Raw genomic sequence first — 22,533 nt, 5'->3', positions numbered from 1 at the left:
CGGCTCACTCGGTGTAGATCAGCAGTTGAACTGGATCGCCCCAAGTGAGCTTTAATTCTTTTTCGGCATTACCGCAGTTAACGGCAATTTCCACCCAGCCATGACTTCCAATCAGGGCGATCGCCTTTCCTATGGGGAGATCGCTATAGGTTTGAGCGCCGACAATAATTTCTTCGCTTAAAATCACTGACCAGGGCACATTATGGACGACTTCTGCGGGAATATTGGTGACCAGGTTACCAAAATGGTCAATGGATTGGATGACTCCTCGAATATACTGTTTCTCTTGGGTATAGGGAGGAATGGGAAGATCGACCAGGGTATCGGGATCGATCGGATCGCCTAACTGCGCGATCGCCACCCCATTGGCTAAATGAGCGCCCGCAGGAGCAAAAATATCCCGGCCGTGGAAAGTGGCACTGGGATGGGGCGATCGCCAATACTGAGGATTGGTTAATTCAACGGCTTTAATAATCGGATCTTGGCTGAGAATGCCGCTAAATAGACCATTATCCGGCCCGACTAAAAACCCTTGGGGAAGCTCTAGGGCGATCGCCCGGCGATCGGTTCCCACTCCCGGATCGACTACAGCTACATGGACTGTGCGATCGGGAAAATAGGGATAGGCATTCATCAGCGCAAACCGAGCAGCCGCTAAATTTTGCCCCGGTAGATCGTGGGTGAGATCGATCGCAGTAATCTGGGGATTAATTTGGGCGATCGCCCCTTTCATCACCCCCACATAAGGATCTTGCAGACCAAAATCGGTTAATAAGGTTAGAATTCTGGGTATATCTACTTGATTCATTTAACTAGAAAAGACAACTTTTGGATGTAAAACCCACTCTAGACCAGTTTGCTCCAGTTCTCCCATACCCAGAAACTCGCCCGTTGGAGAACTGACGCGCACCGCTCCCTCGGATAAAGTTTCACCAGTGATGGACAACCGTTGACCATGGAACCAGGAGCTAACTTGGGAGGTAGAGAGGATACACTCTCGAAGATGAGTTAAAGCAACATGGGGAGAAATGGGGGTAAAAGCTTGCTCTTTTACCTGTCGTTCTAACTCCTCCAGGGTGATACTTTCTTCTAGACGAAATCCACTGCTTTGGGTGCGGGTTAAATGAGCTAAAGTTGCACCCGTATTGACGCGATCGCCTAAGTCGCGGGCGATCGCCCGAATATAGGTTCCCGGGCCGCAAGAAATTGCCACATCCAGCTCTGGAAACTCCCCCGGCCGCCAATCTAAAATCTTGAGATCGTACACTTCCACCATTCGCGCTGGCACTTCAACCGCTTCCCCCTGTCTCGCGATTTTATACAAACGCTTCCCCCCCACCTGAATAGCACTATAAATCGGGGGAACTTGTTCAATTTTGCCCCGAAATTGACTTAAAACCAACTGAATCGACTCCTTACTTAAATCGGGAACCGGTTGACCTTCAATGACCTCTCCCTCCAAATCATCCGTTGTCGTTCGCACCCCAAACCGAATCGTAGCCTTATAGGCCTTATCCTGGGGTAAAAACTGCAACAGACGAGTGGCTTTCCCCAACGCCATAGGCAGAACTCCAACCGCCGCCGGGTCTAGGGTTCCCCCATGGCCAACCCGCTTAGTGCCCAGCAAACGACGCACCCGCGCCACACAATCATGGGAAGTGTAACCAGGAGGTTTATTCAGGTTGAGGAATCCAAACGTCATTCAGGGCATAGAACAGATCTTCTCTCCCTAGATTAACCCAGATCGTGCTATATTACTCCATTGATTAAGCAGCACTCAGCCCTAGGTTGAGGGTCGATCTGATGAAAGCATGGAGAAACTTGCCTCCTCTGGGGAATGCAATCAAAATTCTGGGCATCAACTTGGTTCTGATGTTCCTATTCCTAGAAGGCATTTGTTTAGGTTTTTATGCCTCTCAACATCAACAACTGTATTATTGGCGATCGCCAGAAGACCCCACAACCCCAGAAGACGATCCCATTAACCTCGATCAACAGGGCATTCGTTTAGAACAAAATATCACAGAAATCTTACATCCCTTTTTTGGTTATATCTCTAAACCCGGCACAGGATTTGGCGGTTTTGATTTTCAGTCACTCTTTCATGCCAATAATTATGGTTTGGTCTCCCAAGTCAATTATCCCTACATGCGCCAAAATCCTAATCAAGTATTGGTCGGCATTTTTGGCGGTTCGGTAGCCACCTTTTATTATATGAATGAAATAGAAAATCCCACCCTCATCAGAACCCTAAAAACCTTACCCCAATTTACCGACAAAGAAATTGTCCTCTTGAATTTTTCTCAAGGAGGATATAAGCAACCCCAACAACTCCTAACCCTCAATTATTTCTTATCCCAAGGTCAAGAGCTAGATTTAGCCATCAACATTGATGGCTTTAATGAAGTCGCGATCGCCAACAACAATGTGCAAAAAAATATCGCCCCTTCCATGCCCAGCGCTCTGCAAGTAATGCCCCTAGTCCAGTTAGCCAATAATAACCTCTCTACAGCACAAATGAAAATCATGCTAGAGGTCATTGACATTAAAGACAAACTCAAACATAGCTTACAAGCCCAACAAGATTGTGCCTTGTCCTTGTGTTACGTTTGGCAACAGCTCCATTCAACCATTTTAATCAAAAACTATTACGCTCGCCTCAAAGACTTTGAAGATCGGCGCAACAAATCTACTACCCCCGATGAATCTTTAATTTACCTCCAGCCTTGGGACAGTCAAGGAGCGCAAACAGATTATGAAATGATAAGCCGGATTTGGGTACAATCTTCCTTAGCCATGTATTCGGTTCTGCAACCACAAAACATACCCTATTTCCATATCCTGCAACCGAATCAATATCATCCAACCCAACGGCAGTTTAGTCCAGAAGAACAACAGCAATTTGCCCCAGAAAACACTACCCGTAATCCTTATGTTGATGGAGTAAAATCCGGTTATCCCTATTTAGTCAAAGCCAGCAAAAAACTATTAGATAAAGAGGTGTATTTTATCAATGGAGTCACAGCCTTTGATTCCGAGCCAGACACCGTTTATATTGATACCTGTTGCCACTATAATCAAAAAGGAAGAAATCTTTTTGCCAATTTTGTGGCCAGTCAAATTGCCCGAACCCTCAGTCAATCGAATCTCCAGTGATTATGCTTAAGTTTAAGCCAAAACGGATTAAAGTTATCTTAATCAATATCAGCACTATTGTGGTGTGCTTAGAACTGCTGTCCCTAGGGGGATATGGATGGACAAAGCAGCAGTTGTTTTATACACGCTCCCAAGCCTCACAACCAACCTATTCAGCACTTGAGGAAACAGACAATACGGGAATTGAGTTAGACGATAGTTTACAGTTACGATTACATCCTTATTTTGGCTATACTGATTTTAAGCCAGAAGAGGCAACGATTAATAATTATCAATTTGGTTCACCCAGGGATTATCCTGTACTGAAAGAAAACGATCGCCAGTATCTGATCGGTATTTTTGGCGGATCGAGTGCAGTGGCGATCGCCAATACGGAAGCTCAGTATCAAATTATCACGAACACGCTCCAGCAACTTCCCCAATTTGCGGATAAAGAAATCATTGTCTTAAATTTTTCCCAGGGAGGGTATAAACAACCCCAGCAACTCTTAGTCTTCAACTATTTTTTATCCCTGGGGCAATCCTTTGATATGGCGATCAATATTGATGGATTTAATGAAGTCGCCTTATCGAGCCTCAATTATCCTGAAAATGTCCACTTATCCTTACCCAACGCTTCCTTGATGAGAGCCTTAGTCAATCTAGGAAATCATCAATTCTCCGATAAAGATCTGCAAATGGCGATTAAAACCCGTGAATATCATGCCACCCTTCGCAGTCTTCAAAATCGTCAAAACACCTGTTGGTTAGCACTCTGTTATATGAGTCATGAATTTTACAATCAAATCCTGCGGTTCGACTATCAAAACTTCTTAAAACAGCAGCAAAAGAAAACTTCAGAACAACTCATGTTAGATCCTAGATCTAATGCCTTTAGCCTGTTTTATCTCAATCCTTCCGATCCAGAGACAACACCCGAAAACCTCTATTCTAAAATCGCGCAAACTTGGGTCAATAGTTCTGTTTTAATGCATCAAACTTTAACAAGTCAAAATGGGCTATACTTCCATTTCCTGCAACCCAATCAATATTATCTGACCCAACGTCAATTTACTCCCCAAGAGCAAAAAGAAGCTATTAATCCGGAACAAGTTTATGCCCAACCCGTGCGTGAGGGTTACCCCGTTTTAATTGATGCGATCGCTCAATTAGAACAAAATGGGGTCAATATTTTTAATGCAGTAACCGTTTTTGATGCTGAATCTCAACCCGTATATAGGGATAATTGTTGCCACTACAATGTTCTGGGTAACCAACTTTTTTCCCAATATATTGCCAACCGTATTGTTGAAACCTTGCAAGCAGAGGAGAAATCCGCAACCGTTCAAACTAAATCAAAGAACTTGGCAATAAATAACCCATAAAAGACAAAAAACAATAGACCTTCCCATTGGGTAATATGTTTATCCTGGGTAACGGTATAAAACAAAAGGGTTCCGGCGGCAAAAAACGGTAAGCCAATAATGAGTAAATCTTGGTTAATTTCTAATTCGGCAATTAATCCGGGAATACCCATCACGACTAGAGAATTGAAAATGTTAGAGCCAACTACGTTTCCGAGGGCCATTTCTGCATTGCCTTTGCGGGCGGCATTTAAGCTAACAATTAATTCCGGTAAAGAGGTTCCTAGGGCTACAGCACTAACGGCAATAATGTGTTTACCTACATTTAATTGTTCTGATATTTTGATTACCGATTGAATGGTGTAATTTGCCCCAAAATACAATCCGATACAACTGATAATTAAGATAATCGTTTCTTTAATCGGAAAAGTTTGGGGGGGAGGGTTGTCTATATCGTCTTCTTCCGTGCGATGGCTAAGGGTATAGAAGAGGTAAACGATATATCCAAGAATACAAAAAATGGCTTCACCTTGGGAAAATTGTTGATTAATAACAGCGAGAATGAGAAGTAGGGCTGAACCTAACAGTAGAGGGAGGTCAACTCGGGTTAAATCGTATTCTAGAATGATTCCTTTACTAAAAACGGCTGCGACTCCGACAATGAGAAAAATATTAGCAATGTTCGAGCCGAGAACATTACCAAAGACAATTTCGGAAGAGTTATCGAAAACGGCAAAGAGGGAAGAGAGGAGTTCCGGTAGGGATGTGCCAACGGATAAGAGTAAGACTCCGACAATAAAGGAGGGAAAACGGAAAAATAGTCCTAAAACTTCGGCTGATTCGGTAAAATAGTCGGAAGATTTAATTAAGGCCGCTAAACTAATAACAAAAACTACAGACCACAGAAGAATTACAGATGTCATAGATCGGATAATTAAACAAAGAAAACTTAGAAACGATCCGGATCGGGTTTTACCCCGATCGAGTCCGGCTTGGGGTTGGAGAAGATAAAATGATACGTTAATCGATTCAATAAAGAGGAAAAAGGATGAACGCTTGCCTGACTTGCGACATCCTTCTTCCTCTCGGTTCCTGTTTTGGTCTACGCTTCATCGTAGGCTTCCATGTCTAACAAATAGAGATAGGGTTGAACGATGTCTACCATTTCAGGACGCTGGAAGGCGATCGCCCGCAATAGATGCCAGTCCCTTAATCCTTCAAAAGCATTACTATACTCATCTTTTTCCAAACGGTTGGCGAGCAGGGTGATATCTTCTGAAGTCATCTGAGAAATTGCCTGCTTGGAGATAGTGAGCATTGCCATAGTTGAGCCTCCCATTGCGCCGTCTGTGTATCAACCCTATCTTATCCCATTTTAGCTACCCCGCCGGGAAGCCCACGCTCTATTCAACAAATTGAGGGTTAGGATCAAAGGCTGGGCAATGGTTTTCCTATTACCCATTACCTATTACCCATTACCTATTACCCATTACCTATTACCCATTACCCATTCCCCATTCCCCGACTTCATGTTTGAATAAAAGCAGAGAGAATAAACTTTTGTGAACCCAGGAGTGAATATGTACATTGTGCAGATCGCCTCTGAATGCGCTCCAGTCATCAAAGCTGGAGGTTTAGGGGATGTCGTTTATGGACTGAGCCGAGAATTAGAAATCCGAGGAGTTGGAGTAGAAATCATCCTTCCCAAATACGACTGTATGCGCTATGACCAAATTTGGGGTTTACACGAAGCCTATCACAATCTCGAAGTTCCTTGGTATGGAGCCGCCATTTACTGCGATGTCCTGTGTGGTTGGGTTCATGGACGATTATGTTTCTTCATCGATCCCCATTCTGACGATCTGTTTTTCAATCGTGGCTGTTACTATGGTTGCAAAGACGATAACATGCGCTTTGCCTTCTTCTCCAAAGCCGCTCTAGAATTTATCCTCAGAACCAACAAACGTCCCGATATTATCCATTGTCATGACTGGCAAACCGGTTTAGTGCCGGTATTGCTCTATGAAATGTATAAGTATCATGGACTGGACAATCAACGGGTGTGCTATACCATTCATAACTTTAAGCACCAAGGCATTGGTGGCGTTGATATTCTGTGGGCAACAGGACTCAATCGAGAGTCCTATTATTTTGAGTACGATCGCCTGCAAGATAATTTTAATCCCTTTGCCCTTAACTTAATGAAAGGGGGCATCGTTTATTCTAATTTTGTCAATACGGTTTCCCCTCACCATGCTTGGGAAGCCCGCTATTCAGATATTAGTTATGGCTTAGGGCATACCCTAGAGCTGCATAATTATAAATTTGGTGGGGTTCTCAATGGCATTGACTGCGATGTATGGAATCCAGAAGTCGATCGCTTCATTCCCTATCATTACAGCTCCAAAAACCTGAAGAACAAAGCCAAGAACAAGCAAGCCTTGCGCGAGCAGCTCTGGTTAGCCCATGACGAGAAAAAGCCTTTAATTGCTTTTATCGGTCGCTTAGACGATCAAAAAGGGGTGCATCTGGTTCACCATGCTATCTATTATGCCCTGCATCGGGGAGGGCAATTTGTGTTACTCGGCTCGGCAACCGAGCAAGGGATTAATGACTGGTTCTGGCATGAAAAGCTATTTTTGAATGAAAATGCTGATTGCCATTTGGAACTGGGCTTTAATGAAGAGTTATCCCACTTAATCTATGCCGGTGCAGATATGATTGTGGTTCCGAGTAACTACGAACCCTGTGGATTGACCCAGATGATTGGCTTGAAATATGGCACTGTGCCCATTGTGCGCGGGGTGGGTGGCTTACAAAATACGGTCTTTGACCGGGATTACGATCAAGATAAACCCTTGGAAGAGCGCAATGGTTATGTATTCTATCAAACGGATTATAGCGCTCTAGAATCGGCGATGGATCGGGCGATCGGTTTATGGTATGAGTATCCTCAAGAGTTCCAAAAATTAGTGCTTCAGGGGATGACCTACGATTATTCTTGGAAAAATCCTGGCAGTCAATACTTGGGGCTTTATGACTATATCCGTCATAAATAGTTCAGTAGTAGGGGCGAAACGTTTGTTGTCCCTAGTGTTCGCCCTTATTTTTTGCCCCGACTCTATCATTCCCTGAGCTGGCAAAGATTTGCCAACTTTTGGGCGAGGTTTGAAGATTGACTTTTGCGCCGATGGGTAGGGGATGAAGGGTATCGCTTCTGGCTTTGAGTTCTAGTCCAGAGGAAGTGTATAAGGTATAGCGATGTTCGCGACCTAAAAACTGGCGATCGCCGATTTCGGCAATCCCATTTTCATCTGGCTTGATGTGCAGGTCTTCTTCACGAATCATTAAATCCCCTTGCTCTAAAGCTTCCCGTTCATGCACAGCAAATGAGCCGATTTCCGTATCCCATTGAGAACCGTTACGACGAGCCGGGATAAAATTGGCTTGGGTGACAAATTCAGCTACAAAGCGAGTTTGAGGATTGCGGTAAATCAGTTCTGGCGTGCCAATTTGTTCGATTGTGCCATGGTGCATCACGCCTACCCAGTCACAGATGGAGAGGGCTTCTTCTTGATCGTGAGTGACAAAAATTGCTGATATACCACTGGCTTTGAGGATGCGGCGAATTTCCGATCGCAGACGTACTCGCACTTGAATATCGAGGTTGCTTAAGGGTTCGTCTAAGAGGATCAGTGTCGGTTCTGGGGCTAGAGCGCGAGCGAGGGCAACCCGTTGTTGTTGTCCTCCAGAGAGTTGGTGAGGGTAGCGATTTTGGAGTCCGTCTAAGCTCACGAGGGCGATCGCCTCCAACAGCCGTTTTTCGATCGTTCCTTTCCTCGATCCTCGACGATGCTTTAAGCCAAAGGTAATATTTTCAGCGACCGTCAGATGGGGAAATAAGGCATAATCCTGAAACACAAACCCCACATCTCGCTTTTCTGGAGGCAGGGAAAACCTACCTGTGGCCACCTCTTGAGAGAGTAACTCAATCTTTCCCCCAGCCGGTTGCTCAAATCCAGCAATTAACCTGAGTAAGGTCGTTTTACCACATCCTGAAGGGCCCAGGAGTCCCAAAATATCACCTTGCTTGAGGGTCAAATTGACCCCATTAACCACAGGTACTTGATTGGGATGGAAGTTTTTGCTCACCCCTTCCAGGTTCAACACCACCAACTGTGTCATGCTCTTCCCTTCAACCGTTCAATCGATTAAAACTGTTATTACACTAGCATAGTTTTTCCCCACCTTTTGAGAAGAGTTCTTAGTTTATACAGGGAAGACTCAGAAGGGGATTGATAGCAAAGAAACAGATGACAGAGAAGAAGACACCCTCTCCTTCCCTGTCATATCTTTACTCGGAGAACACCAAGGGCTACTATAACTTTGTTGATAATAATTGTCAATACAATGGACATAAAAAAGTCGGGAAACCCTTTTCCCGACCCATTCATTATCCCATTGCCGACGATCCCACAATCGAGCTAGAGAGAGCAAGTCTGTTAACTGAGGGATTCAAGATAATCTCTTACTCGGTTCCGGCGTTTGGGTTGACGTAGCTTTTGCAAAGCTTTAGCCTCAATTTGCCGCACGCGCTCGCGAGAGAGTTCTAGGGCGCGGCCAATTTCAGCCAAGGAATAAGGATGACCATCACCGAGGCCAAAGCGCATTTGAATCACATCCCGTTCCCGACTGGTTAAGTCGGCCATCAGATGACGCAGGTCTTGTTGCAAGGATTCGCGCATTAAGGATTCTTCTGGAGAAATGCTATCGGTTTCCAGAAGTTCGCCCAGTTCCGTATCTTTATCTTTACCCACCTTAGTTTCCAGGGATACCGATCGCGGAACCCGCAATAGCACTTCTCGAATTTGGGCCGGAGTCATGTCCAATTCTGCCCCTAAATCTTCGATGGTAGGGGTACGGCCTTTGTCTTGGGCCAGTTTGCGTTGGGCTTTTTTGATTTTATTGAGTTTTTCCGTAATGTGAACTGGTAAGCGGATGGTTCGGCTTTGGGTGGCGATCGCCCGCGTAATCCCTTGGCGAATCCACCAGTAGGCATAGGTACTAAAGCGATACCCCTTAGTGGGGTCAAATTTTTCCACTGCTCGCTCTAGTCCCAAAGTTCCTTCTTGTACTAAATCCAGCAACTCTAAACCGCGATTTTGGTATTTTTTGGCCACAGAGACTACCAGACGTAAATTGGCCTTAATCATGTGGTCTTTCGATTTAATCCCCGCCGATTGAATTTTGTCTAACTCGGCAACCGTTAATCCGGCTAACTCGGCCCAATGGCGTTTTCCTTCAACTAAAGCCAATTTGAGGGCTGCCACATTGGTTTCAGCGACTTCCGCCCAGCGTTCCCAACTGGGGCGATGGCCAAGCTGGGAGGTGAGGCGATCGCGAATTTCCATTAACCGAACATACTCTCGAATGGGCCCCGTTTCTGATTCTCCAGCTTGATTGCGTAGTTCGATCAGTTGAATATAACGCTGGACTTTTTGGGCTTCTGCAACTTCCTCATCTCGACCGAGCAAGTGGACTCTACCAATTTCTTGAAGATACAACCGCACTAAATCCGTCGTGCGACGGTTGACTGCGGTTGACCGGTTAGGCGACTCCGTAGACTCAATTTCCAGTTCAGACATGACATCTGAGGAGGTCATATCTTCCTCGGAAGCAAAGCCCTCGGAAGCTCCTAACTCAGGGTCAGGAGTCGAGGATTCATCATATTCAGGGTGTGGGCCAAAAGCAGTTACTGGCGTAGTCATCGTCTCAGTTGCTCCAAGTCATGAAAGGGAAGCAGTTACAGGGTTCCTCTCCGATTAGGGTTCCCCAAGGGAGTGATAAATTACAGAATCTTTAGATTCTTTTTATAAAATCTATGGGTCTGTAATTCCATCAACTCGATCCGGTTTTCCGAGTTTTGATTGAGTTAACTTGAGTCTCAAGGGTCTAAGCCAGAGAGGGTCTAGACGACAGGGATTCAGTTTCTCTAACAACTCAGGATTTAGGGCATTAGGTTTTTGCTTACTGTTGTTTGCGGTTAAGCCGGTTTTATGCGGTTTCAGCCTTGATTCAATGGGTTCTCATCTTTTTTTATTAGGAGAATCAATTCAGATGGACTATGAAATCCTGCACCCTGATTGATTTATCTTACCGACTGAGTATCCTATGTTTTTTCGAGCCTACTCTACTATAGATAGAGGTTACCGCAACGGAAGTGACTTGGGTCAAAGGCTGAATTAATCTTTATCACTAACTCAATGGACTCCAAGAAGTATTCACAAGTGTGAAACCTATACCCAGATAGGGGTAGCCCGGATCTGACTCCCCCTGTCTTTCTTCTAATTTCACGTTCTAATATCAGGATTCCGGCTTAATATCTCTTAACATCAGGGCATGAACCGCCTGATGGGGGCTTATTTTCCCTTGCAGCAGTAAATCAACTTGGGTACAGATGGGGATAGGAATGTGATGAGTTTGGGCCAGTTGGACTAAAACCTCTGTCGTATTAATGCCTTCGGCGGTTCCTTCGAGATGGTCGAGAATTTCCCATAGGGGTTTTTCTTGGGCCAGTTGATAACCCACCTGATAGTTACGGCTGAGGGGACTATTGCAGGTGGCTAAGAGATCTCCTAAACCGGAGAGTCCGTAGAAGGTTTCGGGTTTGGCTCCCCAATGAGTGCCAATGCGGATCATTTCGGTTAAGCCCCTGGTGAGTAAGGCGGCTTTGGCGTTGGTTCCTAGGTGTAGACCGTCACAGACTCCGGCGGCGATCGCCAAAACATTTTTTAAGGTTCCCCCCAACTCTACCCCCAGGGGGTCATCGTTGGTATAGACGCGAAACCGGGAGGAGGAGAAGACCTGCTGTACCCATTGGGCGGCTTGGGGGTTTTGACTAGCCACCGTGGTGGCAGCAGGGAGACCTTGATTAATCTCTTTGGAGAGGTTTGGGCCGGCTAAAACGACGACGCTATGCTGAGGAAAAGCTTGTTGCCAGAGTTGGGAGGGGGTGATGCGATCGCTCGGATCGAGGCCTTTAGTAACTGTGACGATGACGGTAGAAGGCTCAAGTCCACAGGCTTGCACTTGCTCAACCACCGGTTTTACCCCTTTCATGGACACAGCGCTGAGGACGAGAGAAGCGCCAGCAAGGGCTTCAGGGAGGGTGAGATCGCCGCGACGAGACCAGATTTTTACTTGATGGTGGCGATCGCCAGCCAGTTGGGCCAGGGTTTGTCCCCAGACTCCACCCCCAACAATGGCGATGGCGATCGGCGTATCTGAAGGGAAAGGGGACAATAGATTAGAATTCATGGGTCTATTTCCAGTAGGGTTTTCTATTGATCTATCACCCTTCCCGATCCCGTGACCCATGAAAAGCGAGAAGATGGATTATATTAAATCCCAACAATCACGCTACACATCAATCCCCGTGTCCCCGTGTCCCCGTGTCCCCGTGTCAATCATCTGTAGCACATATCTAAGGATTGGATCTTAAATGCTATCGGGGTCAATGTTGAGTTCGCGCAGTTTAGCCGCTAGGCGATCGGCTCGTTGAGTTTCGCGATCGGCTACTTCTTCCGGTGTCAAAACCAACTCACCTTCGGCGGTGAAGAAACGGAGTTGGCGATCGCGCCTCCCCAAATATAATCCCAATTGCTCGCTCCACAAGTATCCCGACTCATTGGCAGGGATCTCTGCATAGTCACCACCATTGAATATAAAACCCTGTAACTCTAGCGTTTCTAGGTCAAACCAGAAATATTGTGGCGCTCTAAAAATCTTTTGGTAAAGCTCTTTTTTCACTTGGCGATCGGCTGGTGGAGTGTTCTGGGAGAAGATTTCCACAATCACATGGGGATAGTTACCATCTTCCTGCCAAACTACCCAACTTTTGCGCGGTTTTCTCTCCGTTTTCAGGGCAACAAAGAAATCCGGGCTGCGCCAGTCTCCTGATTCGATTTGTTGGCGACTATAGTAGACCGAGAGATTACCCGCAACGTAGAAATCTTGGCGATCGCGCCAATGTCTTTCTAAAGATTGAATTAAGAGGATAACTTGTTTTAGATGCAGGTCGCTGTCCATGGGAGGTTCATTGCTATAAAGGTCACCAGGGGGGAAGATAATTTCTTCTTCCGATTCGGTATTGGAGAAGAGGTTGGATAAAGCAGTCATGACAAAAAATAGAGGAATTAGAGCGTATCGGGATCGATGTTCAGTTCTCTAAGTTTAGCCGCTAGGCGAGCTGCTCGTTGAGCTTCCGTATCGGCTCGTTGAGCTTCTGTCTCAGCTCGTTGAGCTTCTCGGTCGGCGATTTCATTGGGTGTCAAAACCAAATCGCCATTGGCTGTGAAAAAGCGTAATTGGCGATCGCTCCTTCCTAAATACAATCCGAGTTCTTGACTCCATAAGTATCCCGACGGGTTGGGAGCGATCGCCTGATATTGACCCCCAACCATAACGAATCCTTCAAACTCTAAAGTATCGGGGTCAAACCAGAAATATTCCGCCGTCCTAAACGTATTTTCATAAATCTGTTTTTTCAATCCCCGATCTACCGATGCCGTGTTTTTGGATAAAATTTCCACAATCACGTCGGGATATTTTCCATTTTCGTGCCAAACCGTCCAACTTTTGCGGGGTTTGCGCTCTGTTCCCAGGACAACGAAGAAATCGGGGCCGCGAAAGTCTTCTGATTTAAGTTGTCGGGGACTATAGTAGATGGTGAGATTACCGGCTGCATAGAAATCTTGGCGATCGCGCCAGAGCCTCTCTAAGCATTGAATCAAGAGGATAATTTGTCTCAGATGCAGTTCACTTTCCACGGGAGGTTCATCACTATAAAGGTTACCAGGAGGGAAGAGAATTTCTTCTTCTGTTGTGGGTTGGGTATTCGATACTAGGGTTGCGGTCATGGTGGTAAAAAATAGAGGGACTAGAGCGCGATCGCCATTGATAGAGGTTTCAGTATGTAATAACTAAATTACGAATAAGTCACAGACAAGATTTGGGATCTTATTATAACGAATCATTAATCAATTCTCACTTCCTTGAGCAGCTTTTGAATTAATGGACGATAAATCGTATTATCCAGATGCTCTAAATACCAAGTTTTATAATCGCCAATAATATTCAGATGCTCTTCAATTTGTCTGGCTTCTTCTAGGAGTACCCATAGGTTATGAGTGGCTCGATTATAAAATCCATAGCCTCCACTGGCTCTTAATCCTTCTAAGCCATATTGTTGACAAGCGGGACATTGACAAGTTTTTAGTTTTTCTTCTTCTTCTTGACTCAAATATCGACCCCTCCAGTTCCCTAGCTGTGCTACAATGCGATCGCCCGTTCCTGGAAGTTGGATTAAACCTCTAGCTGCACGGTTACGCCATCCACTAGAATCAACCGAATTAATCCCCAGTAAAGCAGCAATATGTAAGGTTGAAGTGCCTCCAATACCAAAAACATGCAGTTTTTTATCCTTAAATTGTTGCCGGAAGCTAACTAAACCATGAATTATTTTTTCATGAGATATGGCTTTGGGAGCGCGGAGCAAGTTGGGGACTATTCCACCTAAAGCAATGTCTGTTTTATTTCTTAGAGCTTTACTACTGAGAATTTTTTCAATATATTGTTCTAAGAATTGGCTAATATGAACAACAGGGACATACTTACCTTGATAGTGCCGAAAGTTCATGTTCATGGTTTTTTGAAAACACTGTTCCTGTTCCTCTAAAGTCATTTGAGGGATGGGGATGAAGTCTTGAGGAATAGGATACCAATCTGGATGAGCTGCTTTGACAAATTCTCGATATTCTTCAACGGGAAGCTCTTGATGATTTTTAATAAATGAAAATGCGCCGTTATCTAGATAAAATTTTGTAGTTTTAGGAATGGAAAAATGTTCGTGTAATCCTTTTTCCATAACTTGCTGTCTTTGCCTACGCATTTTATGAAAATCAGCATAGGAAATCATCACTGCTTGTAACTCTTTGATGTAATAGGGTGAGGTTTTATCCCAGACACGGGGTTTGATGCCTTTTAAGCCAAATCCAGCTACAATTTGCAAAACTTTTATACCATTTTTTCAATTAAAGATTGATATTTAGATAGTAATTGATGTTTTACATTTTGAGTTAACCACTTACCGACATCTTTAGAATAAGTATGAGATTGTTGTGTTACAGATGGAATCAAGTAAGTAATAGCTTCATCGCTCATAAAAGAATGATCTTCATCAACTGCAAAGCTACAGTATTTTATAGCTGTTAATATCTGAGCAGCTATCATTTCAATATCTTTATTGTTTGCCGAGAAGAATTCATAACGAGGTAATAATTTATTAGGGCTTTTAGAATGTCCAATAAAAAACGTATAAGTATGAAATTTTTCACATAAATCCTTATAAGGTGCTATATCAATACCGCTTTTTTCATCGTCAATTCTTTGACGATATCGGTTAAAATATGATTCATCTAATGCTTTCAAGTTTGCCTTTTCATTTAAAGTTGCTCTGGTTGTAAATGATCTACGAATTAAACAAGTACATATAGCCTTTTTTAAACCATTATCAAAACAATCTGGAGAAGATAACAATAATGTCATTGCTTGTCCATCAGTTAAACTATAATTTCCTGTTTCCCAATTTGTATCTATGTGTTTTGCAATGTACCAATCTAAAACAGAACTGTATATTTTTAAACGAACATTTTTGGAAACTCCACAATAAATTCTATTAAAATCTCTAGCAGAGTTTACACATTTTAGTAATTCTTTAATAGCTTTTCTAGTAAATTCACCTCGTCTATTATCAATTATATAATTATCTAAATAAGCATCTTGTGGAAATAAACTACCATCTCTAAGGATAATATTAGGACAATCTCTATCCGCATTCAATAAATATTCATGATCAAAAATATATTGACCTACATCCATAGCTGAAGCAGTACAGCGATGAAAATCTTCTGGCTCTAATTCATCTTGGTAAGATGGATCAATTAACATCCATTGAAGTAAATCTTGAGTTGGTTGTGGATTAAACCGACCTTGATCAAATATAGCCTTGCCATTGCTTACTCTAACAATTGCACCCGCAGCATTGTTTAATAAAAAGGGTACAGTCCGATTAAAAAAACGAGCAGGATACGGAACTGAACTACGATGCTGACTTACATCCGAAGATCCTATTAAAAAATCACCGTTATTCCATAAACTATCATCACTTTCAATCGAATTTAGAAAATATCTTCCTACAATATGAGTCTCCAGGTGTCGTTGCACTAATTCTTTATTTAATTCAACTTTCCACTGACGGCTTCCTTTTGGAGGAGGAGTAATATTAACTTCTTCCTTCGTCATTCCAAAGCCACGAATAGCCACTTGCTTTAGCAAATTTGCTAACCGCTCTGATTGATTTGAACTGTGCTTAATTTGTTCTCTCAAATCCTGAAAAAACTCAAGATATAATTCTCTGGGATCTTTTTGTGATAAGCGTTCTCTCGCGGTTTGAATAGTGGTTTCCCATTGATCTTGAGCTTTAACTAATTTGCTCATGTACTCAAGGGTTTGCTCTAATGGATCGTGATTTTTCAATCTATCATAACTATTGATTTGTTCACGATTCAAAATTTGAGAGCTGTCCGGGTTAAAAATCTCATCAAAATTCATTTCTAATTGTATATAATTTGAGTTGATATAGCTGGATTTTTTCTTGCGAGGCATTTTACTAATTCTTTTCTTTCAACGCAGTAATTTTATCAATCCAATCATCTTGCATTTCTTGGAAAATATCAGGAGTTTTACCCCCTTCAGAATCTGGAGTAGTCCGTTGTCTAATTTTGACAGGAATTGTGTGTTTCAGGCTTTCATAAGTGCCAGAGATCAAACAAGTTCCCTGTGGCATTTTGGGTAAAGCTCTTAACATTTCATCGGTAGCATCTGCTTTGACTCCTTGAATAGCATCTAATTGATCGGGTTCTAGAGCAAAAACTAATCTAGTATTACATTGACGAATTACACTTTTATCAATGTCAACAGGACTTTGGGTCATTAACACCATACAAATCCCATGATGTCTGCCTATCCTTACCCCTTCTCGAATAATCTGCTTACAAGGGCTTTTTTCTCCTTGTGGTACAAACAAATGAGCTTCATCAACTACTGCTACATAAGGAGGAATTTGATTATGAAGACGTAGAATTTGAAGTTCTCTTAGTACCGCAGTAGCAATTGATTGAAGTTGAGAAGCAGTTAAACGCTTACAGTCAATGGCCAAACAAGGACTCATAAATTTACACCAATCCCCTTTACTAATTCCATTACCAAATATTGGATCACGTCTTAAAGAGCTAGTTCGACTAATAGCCATACTTACACTATCTCTCTTATTAGTCAAAGTGGGTCCGACTATTTGCATTTTTTCTAATAAATCATCAATAGAAAATTCCGCAATATTATTAGATAATCGCTCAACTTGTAATTCGCTAAAAGCACGAGCGGCTATATCTCTTTGTAATTCAGTGGTTGCACTAGGCAATAATGTTAACAGTTCATTCTCAGTTAAAGATGATATGCGAATAGTAAAATCTTCACCAGGTCTCTTAACAGTACCTCTTAATTTTTTAACAAACTCTGAATATTCATCCTGAGTATCAATGAAAATTACTGGTAAATTATGTTTAATTAATTCTTCTGCAACAACACCCATTGCATAACTTTTACCGCTTCCAGTAGTTCCCCCAATAAAAAAGTGTCTTTGAATTGCTGATTTTTTAAGAATAATATCGGTTTTAACACCTCCTACAGTTTCCCCTAAATGCAAACCTTCTTTTTTGTCGGTTTCGAGTCCTAAAACGCGAACGACTTCACTAGAGTCAGCAATAAAAACTTCAGAACCTGAATTCGGCAAATTTTGAGGTGATCTAATTTCTTTACCAATAATTTCCTCGATTAAGTCAGCTTCAACTAATCGATAAATATCTGTACTATGTTCCTCTGGCATAGATGGGGTAGGAAGAGCTAAATTATCACTAACTGTTACACCAGCTACGCTTTTATTTGGGTTACTTTCATAACCACTGCGGATACGTCCAATTAAAATTGTTGCTTCCCCTTCTCTGGAAACATTCATTTTCACCAATGTCCCAGGTTTCACATCTTTCCCAGCTTTTAATTTAATCCGGACTGTCTCAAACGTTGGTGTTTCTTTATCTGAAATGACGGTTCCTATGGGATAAGACTTCTTCTTCATACAAAAACCATGTTTTCATAAATCACAATAGACTGGAATGCCAAGTTGTAGCAAAAGTCGCCGAGCAGCTTGGGAGTGAAAGGAACTTACGGGGAACCCGGTTAATTGACTAACTAACCATTTGGGAGAAATCTTCTGATTATCAACCAAAATATACCATGTTTGATAATTATAGGGTTTTCCTTTGCCTTGTGCCAAAGCTTGACGGGCAACTTCAGAAAAATTTACATCACTTAAGTTTAGCTCAACTCCTTTGAAATGGATTTTATCTGTAGGCTGTTCATTAATAACTGGTGCTAAAACTTGCAAGGAATCGCCATAAAGCCACTGACGTAATACCGACAGTTTTCTTCCCAATGTTCCAGTAGCAAGGATCACATTAACAGAAATGGGGATGACTTGATGGTAGCTTTCAAGTGCTTTAAAATACTTTTTTGTGACGCAAATCAGTAATCTTTGATAATCATGAACCTTGAGAGTCGCTTCTAAATGCGTAACAATAGACGAATTTAACTCTAATGCACGCGCTTGGCTCATCTTGTGGTCATAATCTGGAATTAACTGATTACTAGAAATCAAGCCAAACTTCCCAGATAGGATATAGATATCTAAACTTGGATCGGGCTGTTCTCTCAAGAAACGGCGTACTACCCGAAAAGCTGGCCCATCATAGCGCTCAAGAGCGGGTAATGCTTCGGGCTGCGATCGCTTGGTCTGGGAACAAGATAGAATCAGTAAACGGTGACTTGTCATGAAATCATCAACTTTTCTCAATAGTGAGACTTGAATTTTCTCGATCTGTTGATTTACGGTTTAACTATGGCAAATTATCTAACACCGGTTTATTCTCTCACTATGCTCTCTGAAATCCAAGACCTCACCGCTCGCATTGCTCCCCGACTGATTGAAATTCGTCGCCATATCCATGCCCATCCCGAACTGAGCGGCCAAGAACGGCAAACAGCCGCCTATGTTGCCGGGGTGTTGTCCTCCGCCGGACTGCATGTCAAAGAAGAAGTGGGCAAAACCGGGGTAATTGCTGAATTACCAGGAGCAGAAACTGGGGCCGGATGTTTGGCCATTCGTACTGATATGGATGCGCTCCCCATTCATGAATCGACGGATTTAGAATTTGCCTCTCGGCAAACGGGGGTGATGCACGCCTGTGGTCATGATGTGCATACCACACTCGGCCTAGGTACAGCGATGGTCTTATCTGAGTTGGGCATCCCCCTACCCGGTACAGTACGATTTATTTTTCAACCCGCCGAAGAAATTGCCAAAGGCGCGGGCTGGATGGTCGAAGAAGGGGTGATGGAAGACGTGAAAGCCATTTTAGGGGTTCATGTCTATCCAACCATTCCGGCTGGCTCGGTAGGCGTGCGCTATGGAGCTTTGACGGCGGCGGCGGATGAGATAGAATTGACGATCGTGGGAGAATCGGGCCATGGAGCTAGACCCCATGAAGCCAAGGATGCCATTTGGATTGCCGCCCAGGTGATTACCAGTTTGCAACAAGCCATTAGTCGGACTCAAAATCCCTTGCGTCCGGTGGTGTTGTCGTTTGGTCAAATTAGTGGCGGTCGGGCCCATAATGTAATTGCCGATCGCGTCCAATTAACAGGAACCGTGCGATCGCTCCATCCAGAAACCAGCGCCCAGTTACCCCAATGGATAGAAGGCATCGTGAAAAGTATTTGCGACTGTTATGGGGCAACCTACGAGTTTAGCTATCGCCGGTTGGTTCCTTCCGTACAAAATGATAGCAACATCACCCAACTCATCGAAAGAGCAGCCCAAAAAGCATTAGGAGGCGATCGCGTCATTAATCTACTCGAACCCTCTCTCGGCGCTGAAGATTTCTCCCTCTACTTAGATCATGCTCCCGGTAGCATGTTTCGCCTAGGAATTGGCCATACCAATAAAACCAACTATCCCCTCCATCATCCCAAATTTGAAGTCGATGAAAGCGCCATAGCCATTGGTGTCATCACCCTAGCCTATGCAGCCGCCCTCTATTGGCAACAAGAAGAAACCAAATAGCCCATACCGTATAATCCTCATGTACTCGATCAATGGGCCAATCCAATCTATGGGTTTACCTTTAACTGCCATCTACCCCGGAAGCTTCGATCCCATCACCCTTGGCCATCTCGATATCATTGAACGAGGATCTCGCCTATTCCACCATGTGATTGTCGTCATCATGATCAACCCCAACAAAAAACCCCTATTTTCGGTGGCTAAACGCATGAGTCAAATTCAACAAGCGACCGAACATTTACTGAATGTCAAAGTTGACAGTTTTGATGGTCTAACCGTACACTATGCTAAAATGCAAGGCGCTCAAGTATTGCTGAGGGGTCTGAGAGTGGTGTCAGACTTTGAAAAAGAACTCCAAATGGCCCACACCAACAAAACCCTCCTAGAGGAAATCGAAACGGTGTTTCTGGCAACGTCTACAGAATATGGCTTTCTGAGTAGTAGTCTGGTTAAAGAAATCGCTCAATTTGGCGCTTCCGTCGATCACCTAGTTCCCCATCACGTTGCCCTCGATATCTATCAATGTTACAACAAGACCCCTCCCCCATAAACTCAGAACGCGAACCCACCTCCCCAACCCAGGGAGAACCTTCTCCTAATGGAACCAATGGACTCCATGCTAAACCGGAAGTGGATATTCAAGAGGAATTAGAACGCCTGAAGGAAATGATGTTGATGAGCGCCCGCATTCCTTGGACGCGGTATACATTTGTAGATGAAGACCAATTATTAGATCAAATTGAGTTAATTCAGTTTCATTTACCCAAAGTTTTTGAGCAAGCGGTAACCTTGGTGAGTAACCGGGATGAAATTATGCTCAAAGCTAAACGGTATGCACAAGATCTCATTAGTGCCGCCGAACAACAGGCCAGTGAGATTTTAGACGAAATGAGCTTAGTGCAGCAAGCGGAACAGGAAGCACAAGTTATTTGGCAACAAACCCTACAGGAGTGTCAAAAGACGAAGGAAAATTTAGTTTTGGAGTTGCAGGAGTTAGAAAAACAGTCCACACAAGATTTAGAACTCCAACGCCAGAAACTCTTGGAAGATTGCGAAATGATTCAGAAAGGAGCCGATGATTATGCAGATCAGGTGTTGCAGGATCTTGAAGGTCGTTTAGGGGAGATGTTGCGGGTGGTTCGTAATGGTCGCGAACAACTCCAGTGATCGACCCAATGAGAAGATAAAGTAATGATATGGCCGAGAAATTTCGCCGCCAATTGCGTCAAGAAGCTCAGATTTGGAAATCTGAAGGATTAATTTCTGAGGAAATTTATACTCAATTATCCCATCGCTATCAATTCGATCGCCTGGAAGAGGCCGCAAGTAACCGGTTTATTGCCGTGTTGGTGGGATTGGGAGCCGTATTATTGGGGTTGGGGGCGATTACATTTGTGGCGGCTAATTGGCAAGGCTGGCCGCGATCGCTCAAAATCGCCCTATTACTCTTCAGTTTAATTACATCCCATAGCCTGGGATTTTACTTATGGCGTTTTCCCTCCGAACAATGGCAACACCGATTTGGCCAAGGGTTATTGCTCTTGGGAACCTTGCTCCTGGGCGCTTCCTTGGGTTTAATGTCCCAAATGTTTCACCTCGATGGCCCCATTTATCAACTCTATCTGATTTGGGGATTGGGGGTAACCGGTTTAGCCATGAGTCTGCGAACCCCCCTTTTAGGGTTCGTTTCCTTCGTGTTAATGGCTCTTGCCTATGGATCGAGTCTAGATGATTGGTTGGCTCCAGGGGGATTACCCGGTATTGCCGGAATGCTGCAACATGCCCCCTTAATCACCGGTGTAGTCGGAATTGGGTTAGCCCGTTGGTGGAATTCACGGGTGATTTTTACCTTAATGATGGTGGCATTTATCCCCACCGTATGGATACAGCTTGCGGCGATCGGCGTGTGGACGGTTCCCTTAGTCGTCAAAGTGACATTAGGGTTGACGTTGCCACCAGCATTTTTGTGGGGTTACGACGATCGCGCGATCGCCTTTGGCAATTTCAATCATCGTCCCTTTCAACCCATTGCTCGCAGACTCGCCCTATTACTGATCGCCCTACAGTTATACCTGTTTTCCTTCCATGCATGGTGGAATGGGTGGGCCACTTGGGATAGAATTGATGACACCCTAGGAGGATGGCGCTTAAGCCTCGATATTTTAGCCCTAGTGGGGTTAACCCTATGGCAGTGGTTTCAATTCTCTCAATCTCGGCGATCGGGCGATCGCTGGCGTTTAGACAACTCTAGTCTTCTCGTCTTAAACCTTTTAGCCATCACCTGCGCTCTCTTCCTCTGGCACAGTCTCATCTACCCCTTACCCATTTTTGCTCCCCTGATTATCAACATCCAAATCTTCCTACTCGCCATTACCTTTATTCGTCGCGGATTAAAATGGGGAACCCGGCTAGGATTTTGGAGCGGATTAGTATTACTCACCGGGCAAATTATTAGCCGCATGTTAGAATACGACACCGGATTACTCTTAAAATCGATAGTCTTTATCCTCTGCGGCTTAGGCGTAATGGCAGCCGGATTCTGGTTTGAAAAACAACACCAACAAAGTTCGGGAGTTGGGTAGCCCCGTCTTTTTAGAATGGGCGAAGGGGAGCAAAAGTTCTGTAGGTTGGGTTGAACGAAGTGAAACCCAACGCAAACCCAACGTATTTGTTGGGTTTCGTTCCTCAACCCAACCTACAAATCCCCCATCCCCCACAAGGGGCTATCCAGAGGTATGT

At 43.9% G+C, this 22,533-nt stretch carries 20 protein-coding genes; 7 read left to right on the top strand and 13 right to left on the bottom strand.

Features of this window, described 5'->3' with window-relative positions:
- Positions 1-4 precede the first annotated feature (4 nt).
- Positions 5-808 (bottom strand): SAM hydrolase/SAM-dependent halogenase family protein, encoded by an 804-nt coding sequence (locus PJF56_RS13325; RefSeq protein ID WP_283763172.1) that lies wholly within the window; start codon positions 806-808, stop codon positions 5-7.
- On the bottom strand, positions 809-1,702 hold the full coding sequence (gene truB, locus PJF56_RS13320) for a tRNA pseudouridine(55) synthase TruB (protein WP_283763171.1): 894 nt from the start codon (positions 1,700-1,702) through the stop codon (positions 809-811).
- A 101-nt stretch (positions 1,703-1,803) separates the two neighbouring features.
- Here truB and PJF56_RS13315 point away from each other — a divergent pair, with 101 nt between their 5' ends.
- On the top strand, positions 1,804-3,156 hold the full coding sequence (locus PJF56_RS13315) for a hypothetical protein (protein ID WP_283763170.1): 1,353 nt from the start codon (positions 1,804-1,806) through the stop codon (positions 3,154-3,156).
- Between the two features lie 2 nt (positions 3,157-3,158).
- On the top strand, positions 3,159-4,520 hold the full coding sequence (locus tag PJF56_RS13310) for a hypothetical protein (RefSeq protein WP_283763169.1): 1,362 nt from the start codon (positions 3,159-3,161) through the stop codon (positions 4,518-4,520).
- Here PJF56_RS13310 and PJF56_RS13305 read toward each other — a convergent pair.
- Entirely contained in the window at positions 4,481-5,422 is a 942-nt protein-coding gene (locus tag PJF56_RS13305; RefSeq protein ID WP_283763168.1) for a calcium/sodium antiporter, read from the bottom strand. The genes PJF56_RS13310 and PJF56_RS13305 overlap by 40 nt on opposite strands.
- A 179-nt stretch (positions 5,423-5,601) precedes the next feature.
- Entirely contained in the window at positions 5,602-5,823 is a 222-nt protein-coding gene (gene isiD, locus PJF56_RS13300; RefSeq protein WP_283763167.1) for a protein IsiD, read from the bottom strand.
- 256 nt (positions 5,824-6,079) lie between these two features.
- On the opposite strand from isiD, the gene glgA reads away from it, so the two are divergent.
- Complete coding sequence (gene glgA, locus PJF56_RS13295; protein ID WP_283763166.1) at positions 6,080-7,558, top strand: glycogen synthase GlgA; 1,479 nt, start codon at positions 6,080-6,082, stop codon at positions 7,556-7,558.
- 31 nt (positions 7,559-7,589) lie between these two features.
- Here glgA and PJF56_RS13290 read toward each other — a convergent pair whose 3' ends face one another.
- From PJF56_RS13290 to PJF56_RS13250, 9 genes are all read right to left on the bottom strand, one after another.
- Positions 7,590-8,684, bottom strand: coding sequence for an ABC transporter ATP-binding protein (locus PJF56_RS13290; protein WP_283763165.1), 1,095 nt, complete (start codon positions 8,682-8,684; stop codon positions 7,590-7,592).
- 317 nt (positions 8,685-9,001) lie between these two features.
- The gene (gene sigC / locus PJF56_RS13285) at positions 9,002-10,267 is read right to left on the bottom strand and encodes an RNA polymerase sigma factor SigC (RefSeq protein WP_283763164.1); all 1,266 of its coding nucleotides are present in this window, start codon (positions 10,265-10,267) and stop codon (positions 9,002-9,004) included.
- A gap of 595 nt (positions 10,268-10,862) precedes the next feature.
- On the bottom strand, positions 10,863-11,816 hold the full coding sequence (locus PJF56_RS13280) for an NAD(P)H-dependent glycerol-3-phosphate dehydrogenase (RefSeq protein ID WP_283763163.1): 954 nt from the start codon (positions 11,814-11,816) through the stop codon (positions 10,863-10,865).
- Positions 11,817-11,996: 180 nt separating this feature from the next.
- A complete protein-coding gene (locus PJF56_RS13275; RefSeq protein ID WP_283763162.1) occupies positions 11,997-12,677 on the bottom strand; it encodes a Uma2 family endonuclease in 681 nt (226 codons plus the stop codon).
- Positions 12,678-12,694: 17 nt separating this feature from the next.
- Positions 12,695-13,417 carry a Uma2 family endonuclease gene (locus PJF56_RS13270; RefSeq protein WP_283763161.1) on the bottom strand — a complete coding sequence of 241 codons (723 nt, stop codon included), beginning with the start codon at positions 13,415-13,417 and terminating at the stop codon, positions 12,695-12,697.
- A 116-nt stretch (positions 13,418-13,533) separates the two neighbouring features.
- A complete protein-coding gene (locus tag PJF56_RS13265) occupies positions 13,534-14,568 on the bottom strand; it encodes a tRNA guanosine transglycosylase family protein (protein ID WP_283763160.1) in 1,035 nt (344 codons plus the stop codon).
- A 5-nt stretch (positions 14,569-14,573) separates the two neighbouring features.
- Positions 14,574-16,223, bottom strand: coding sequence for a hypothetical protein (locus PJF56_RS13260; RefSeq protein WP_283763159.1), 1,650 nt, complete (start codon positions 16,221-16,223; stop codon positions 14,574-14,576).
- A gap of 4 nt (positions 16,224-16,227) precedes the next feature.
- On the bottom strand, positions 16,228-17,751 hold the full coding sequence (locus PJF56_RS13255; RefSeq protein WP_283763158.1) for an ATP-binding protein: 1,524 nt from the start codon (positions 17,749-17,751) through the stop codon (positions 16,228-16,230).
- 15 nt (positions 17,752-17,766) lie between these two features.
- Positions 17,767-18,525: a DUF6884 domain-containing protein gene (locus tag PJF56_RS13250; RefSeq protein WP_283763157.1), complete on the bottom strand. Its 759-nt coding sequence runs from the start codon at positions 18,523-18,525 to the stop codon at positions 17,767-17,769.
- Between the two features lie 81 nt (positions 18,526-18,606).
- Between PJF56_RS13250 and PJF56_RS13245 the strand changes: the two genes are divergently transcribed.
- The 4 genes from PJF56_RS13245 to PJF56_RS13230 are packed head-to-tail and all read left to right on the top strand — an operon-like array spanning position 18,607 to position 22,376.
- Positions 18,607-19,794: a M20 family metallopeptidase gene (locus PJF56_RS13245; protein WP_347179543.1), complete on the top strand. Its 1,188-nt coding sequence runs from the start codon at positions 18,607-18,609 to the stop codon at positions 19,792-19,794.
- 49 nt (positions 19,795-19,843) lie between these two features.
- Entirely contained in the window at positions 19,844-20,344 is a 501-nt protein-coding gene (gene coaD, locus PJF56_RS13240; protein ID WP_283763155.1) for a pantetheine-phosphate adenylyltransferase, read from the top strand.
- Positions 20,317-20,961 (top strand): F0F1 ATP synthase subunit B family protein, encoded by a 645-nt coding sequence (locus PJF56_RS13235; protein ID WP_283763154.1) that lies wholly within the window; start codon positions 20,317-20,319, stop codon positions 20,959-20,961. The genes coaD and PJF56_RS13235 overlap by 28 nt, the downstream gene beginning before the upstream one ends.
- Positions 20,962-20,990: 29 nt before the next feature.
- Positions 20,991-22,376: a DUF2157 domain-containing protein gene (locus tag PJF56_RS13230; RefSeq protein WP_283763153.1), complete on the top strand. Its 1,386-nt coding sequence runs from the start codon at positions 20,991-20,993 to the stop codon at positions 22,374-22,376.
- Positions 22,377-22,533 lie beyond the last annotated feature (157 nt).

This window comes from Roseofilum halophilum BLCC-M91, from assembly GCF_030068445.1.
Taxonomy (GTDB): Bacteria; Cyanobacteriota; Cyanobacteriia; order Cyanobacteriales; family Desertifilaceae; genus Roseofilum; species Roseofilum halophilum.
This window is presented reverse-complemented; position numbering and strand designations above follow the sequence as displayed.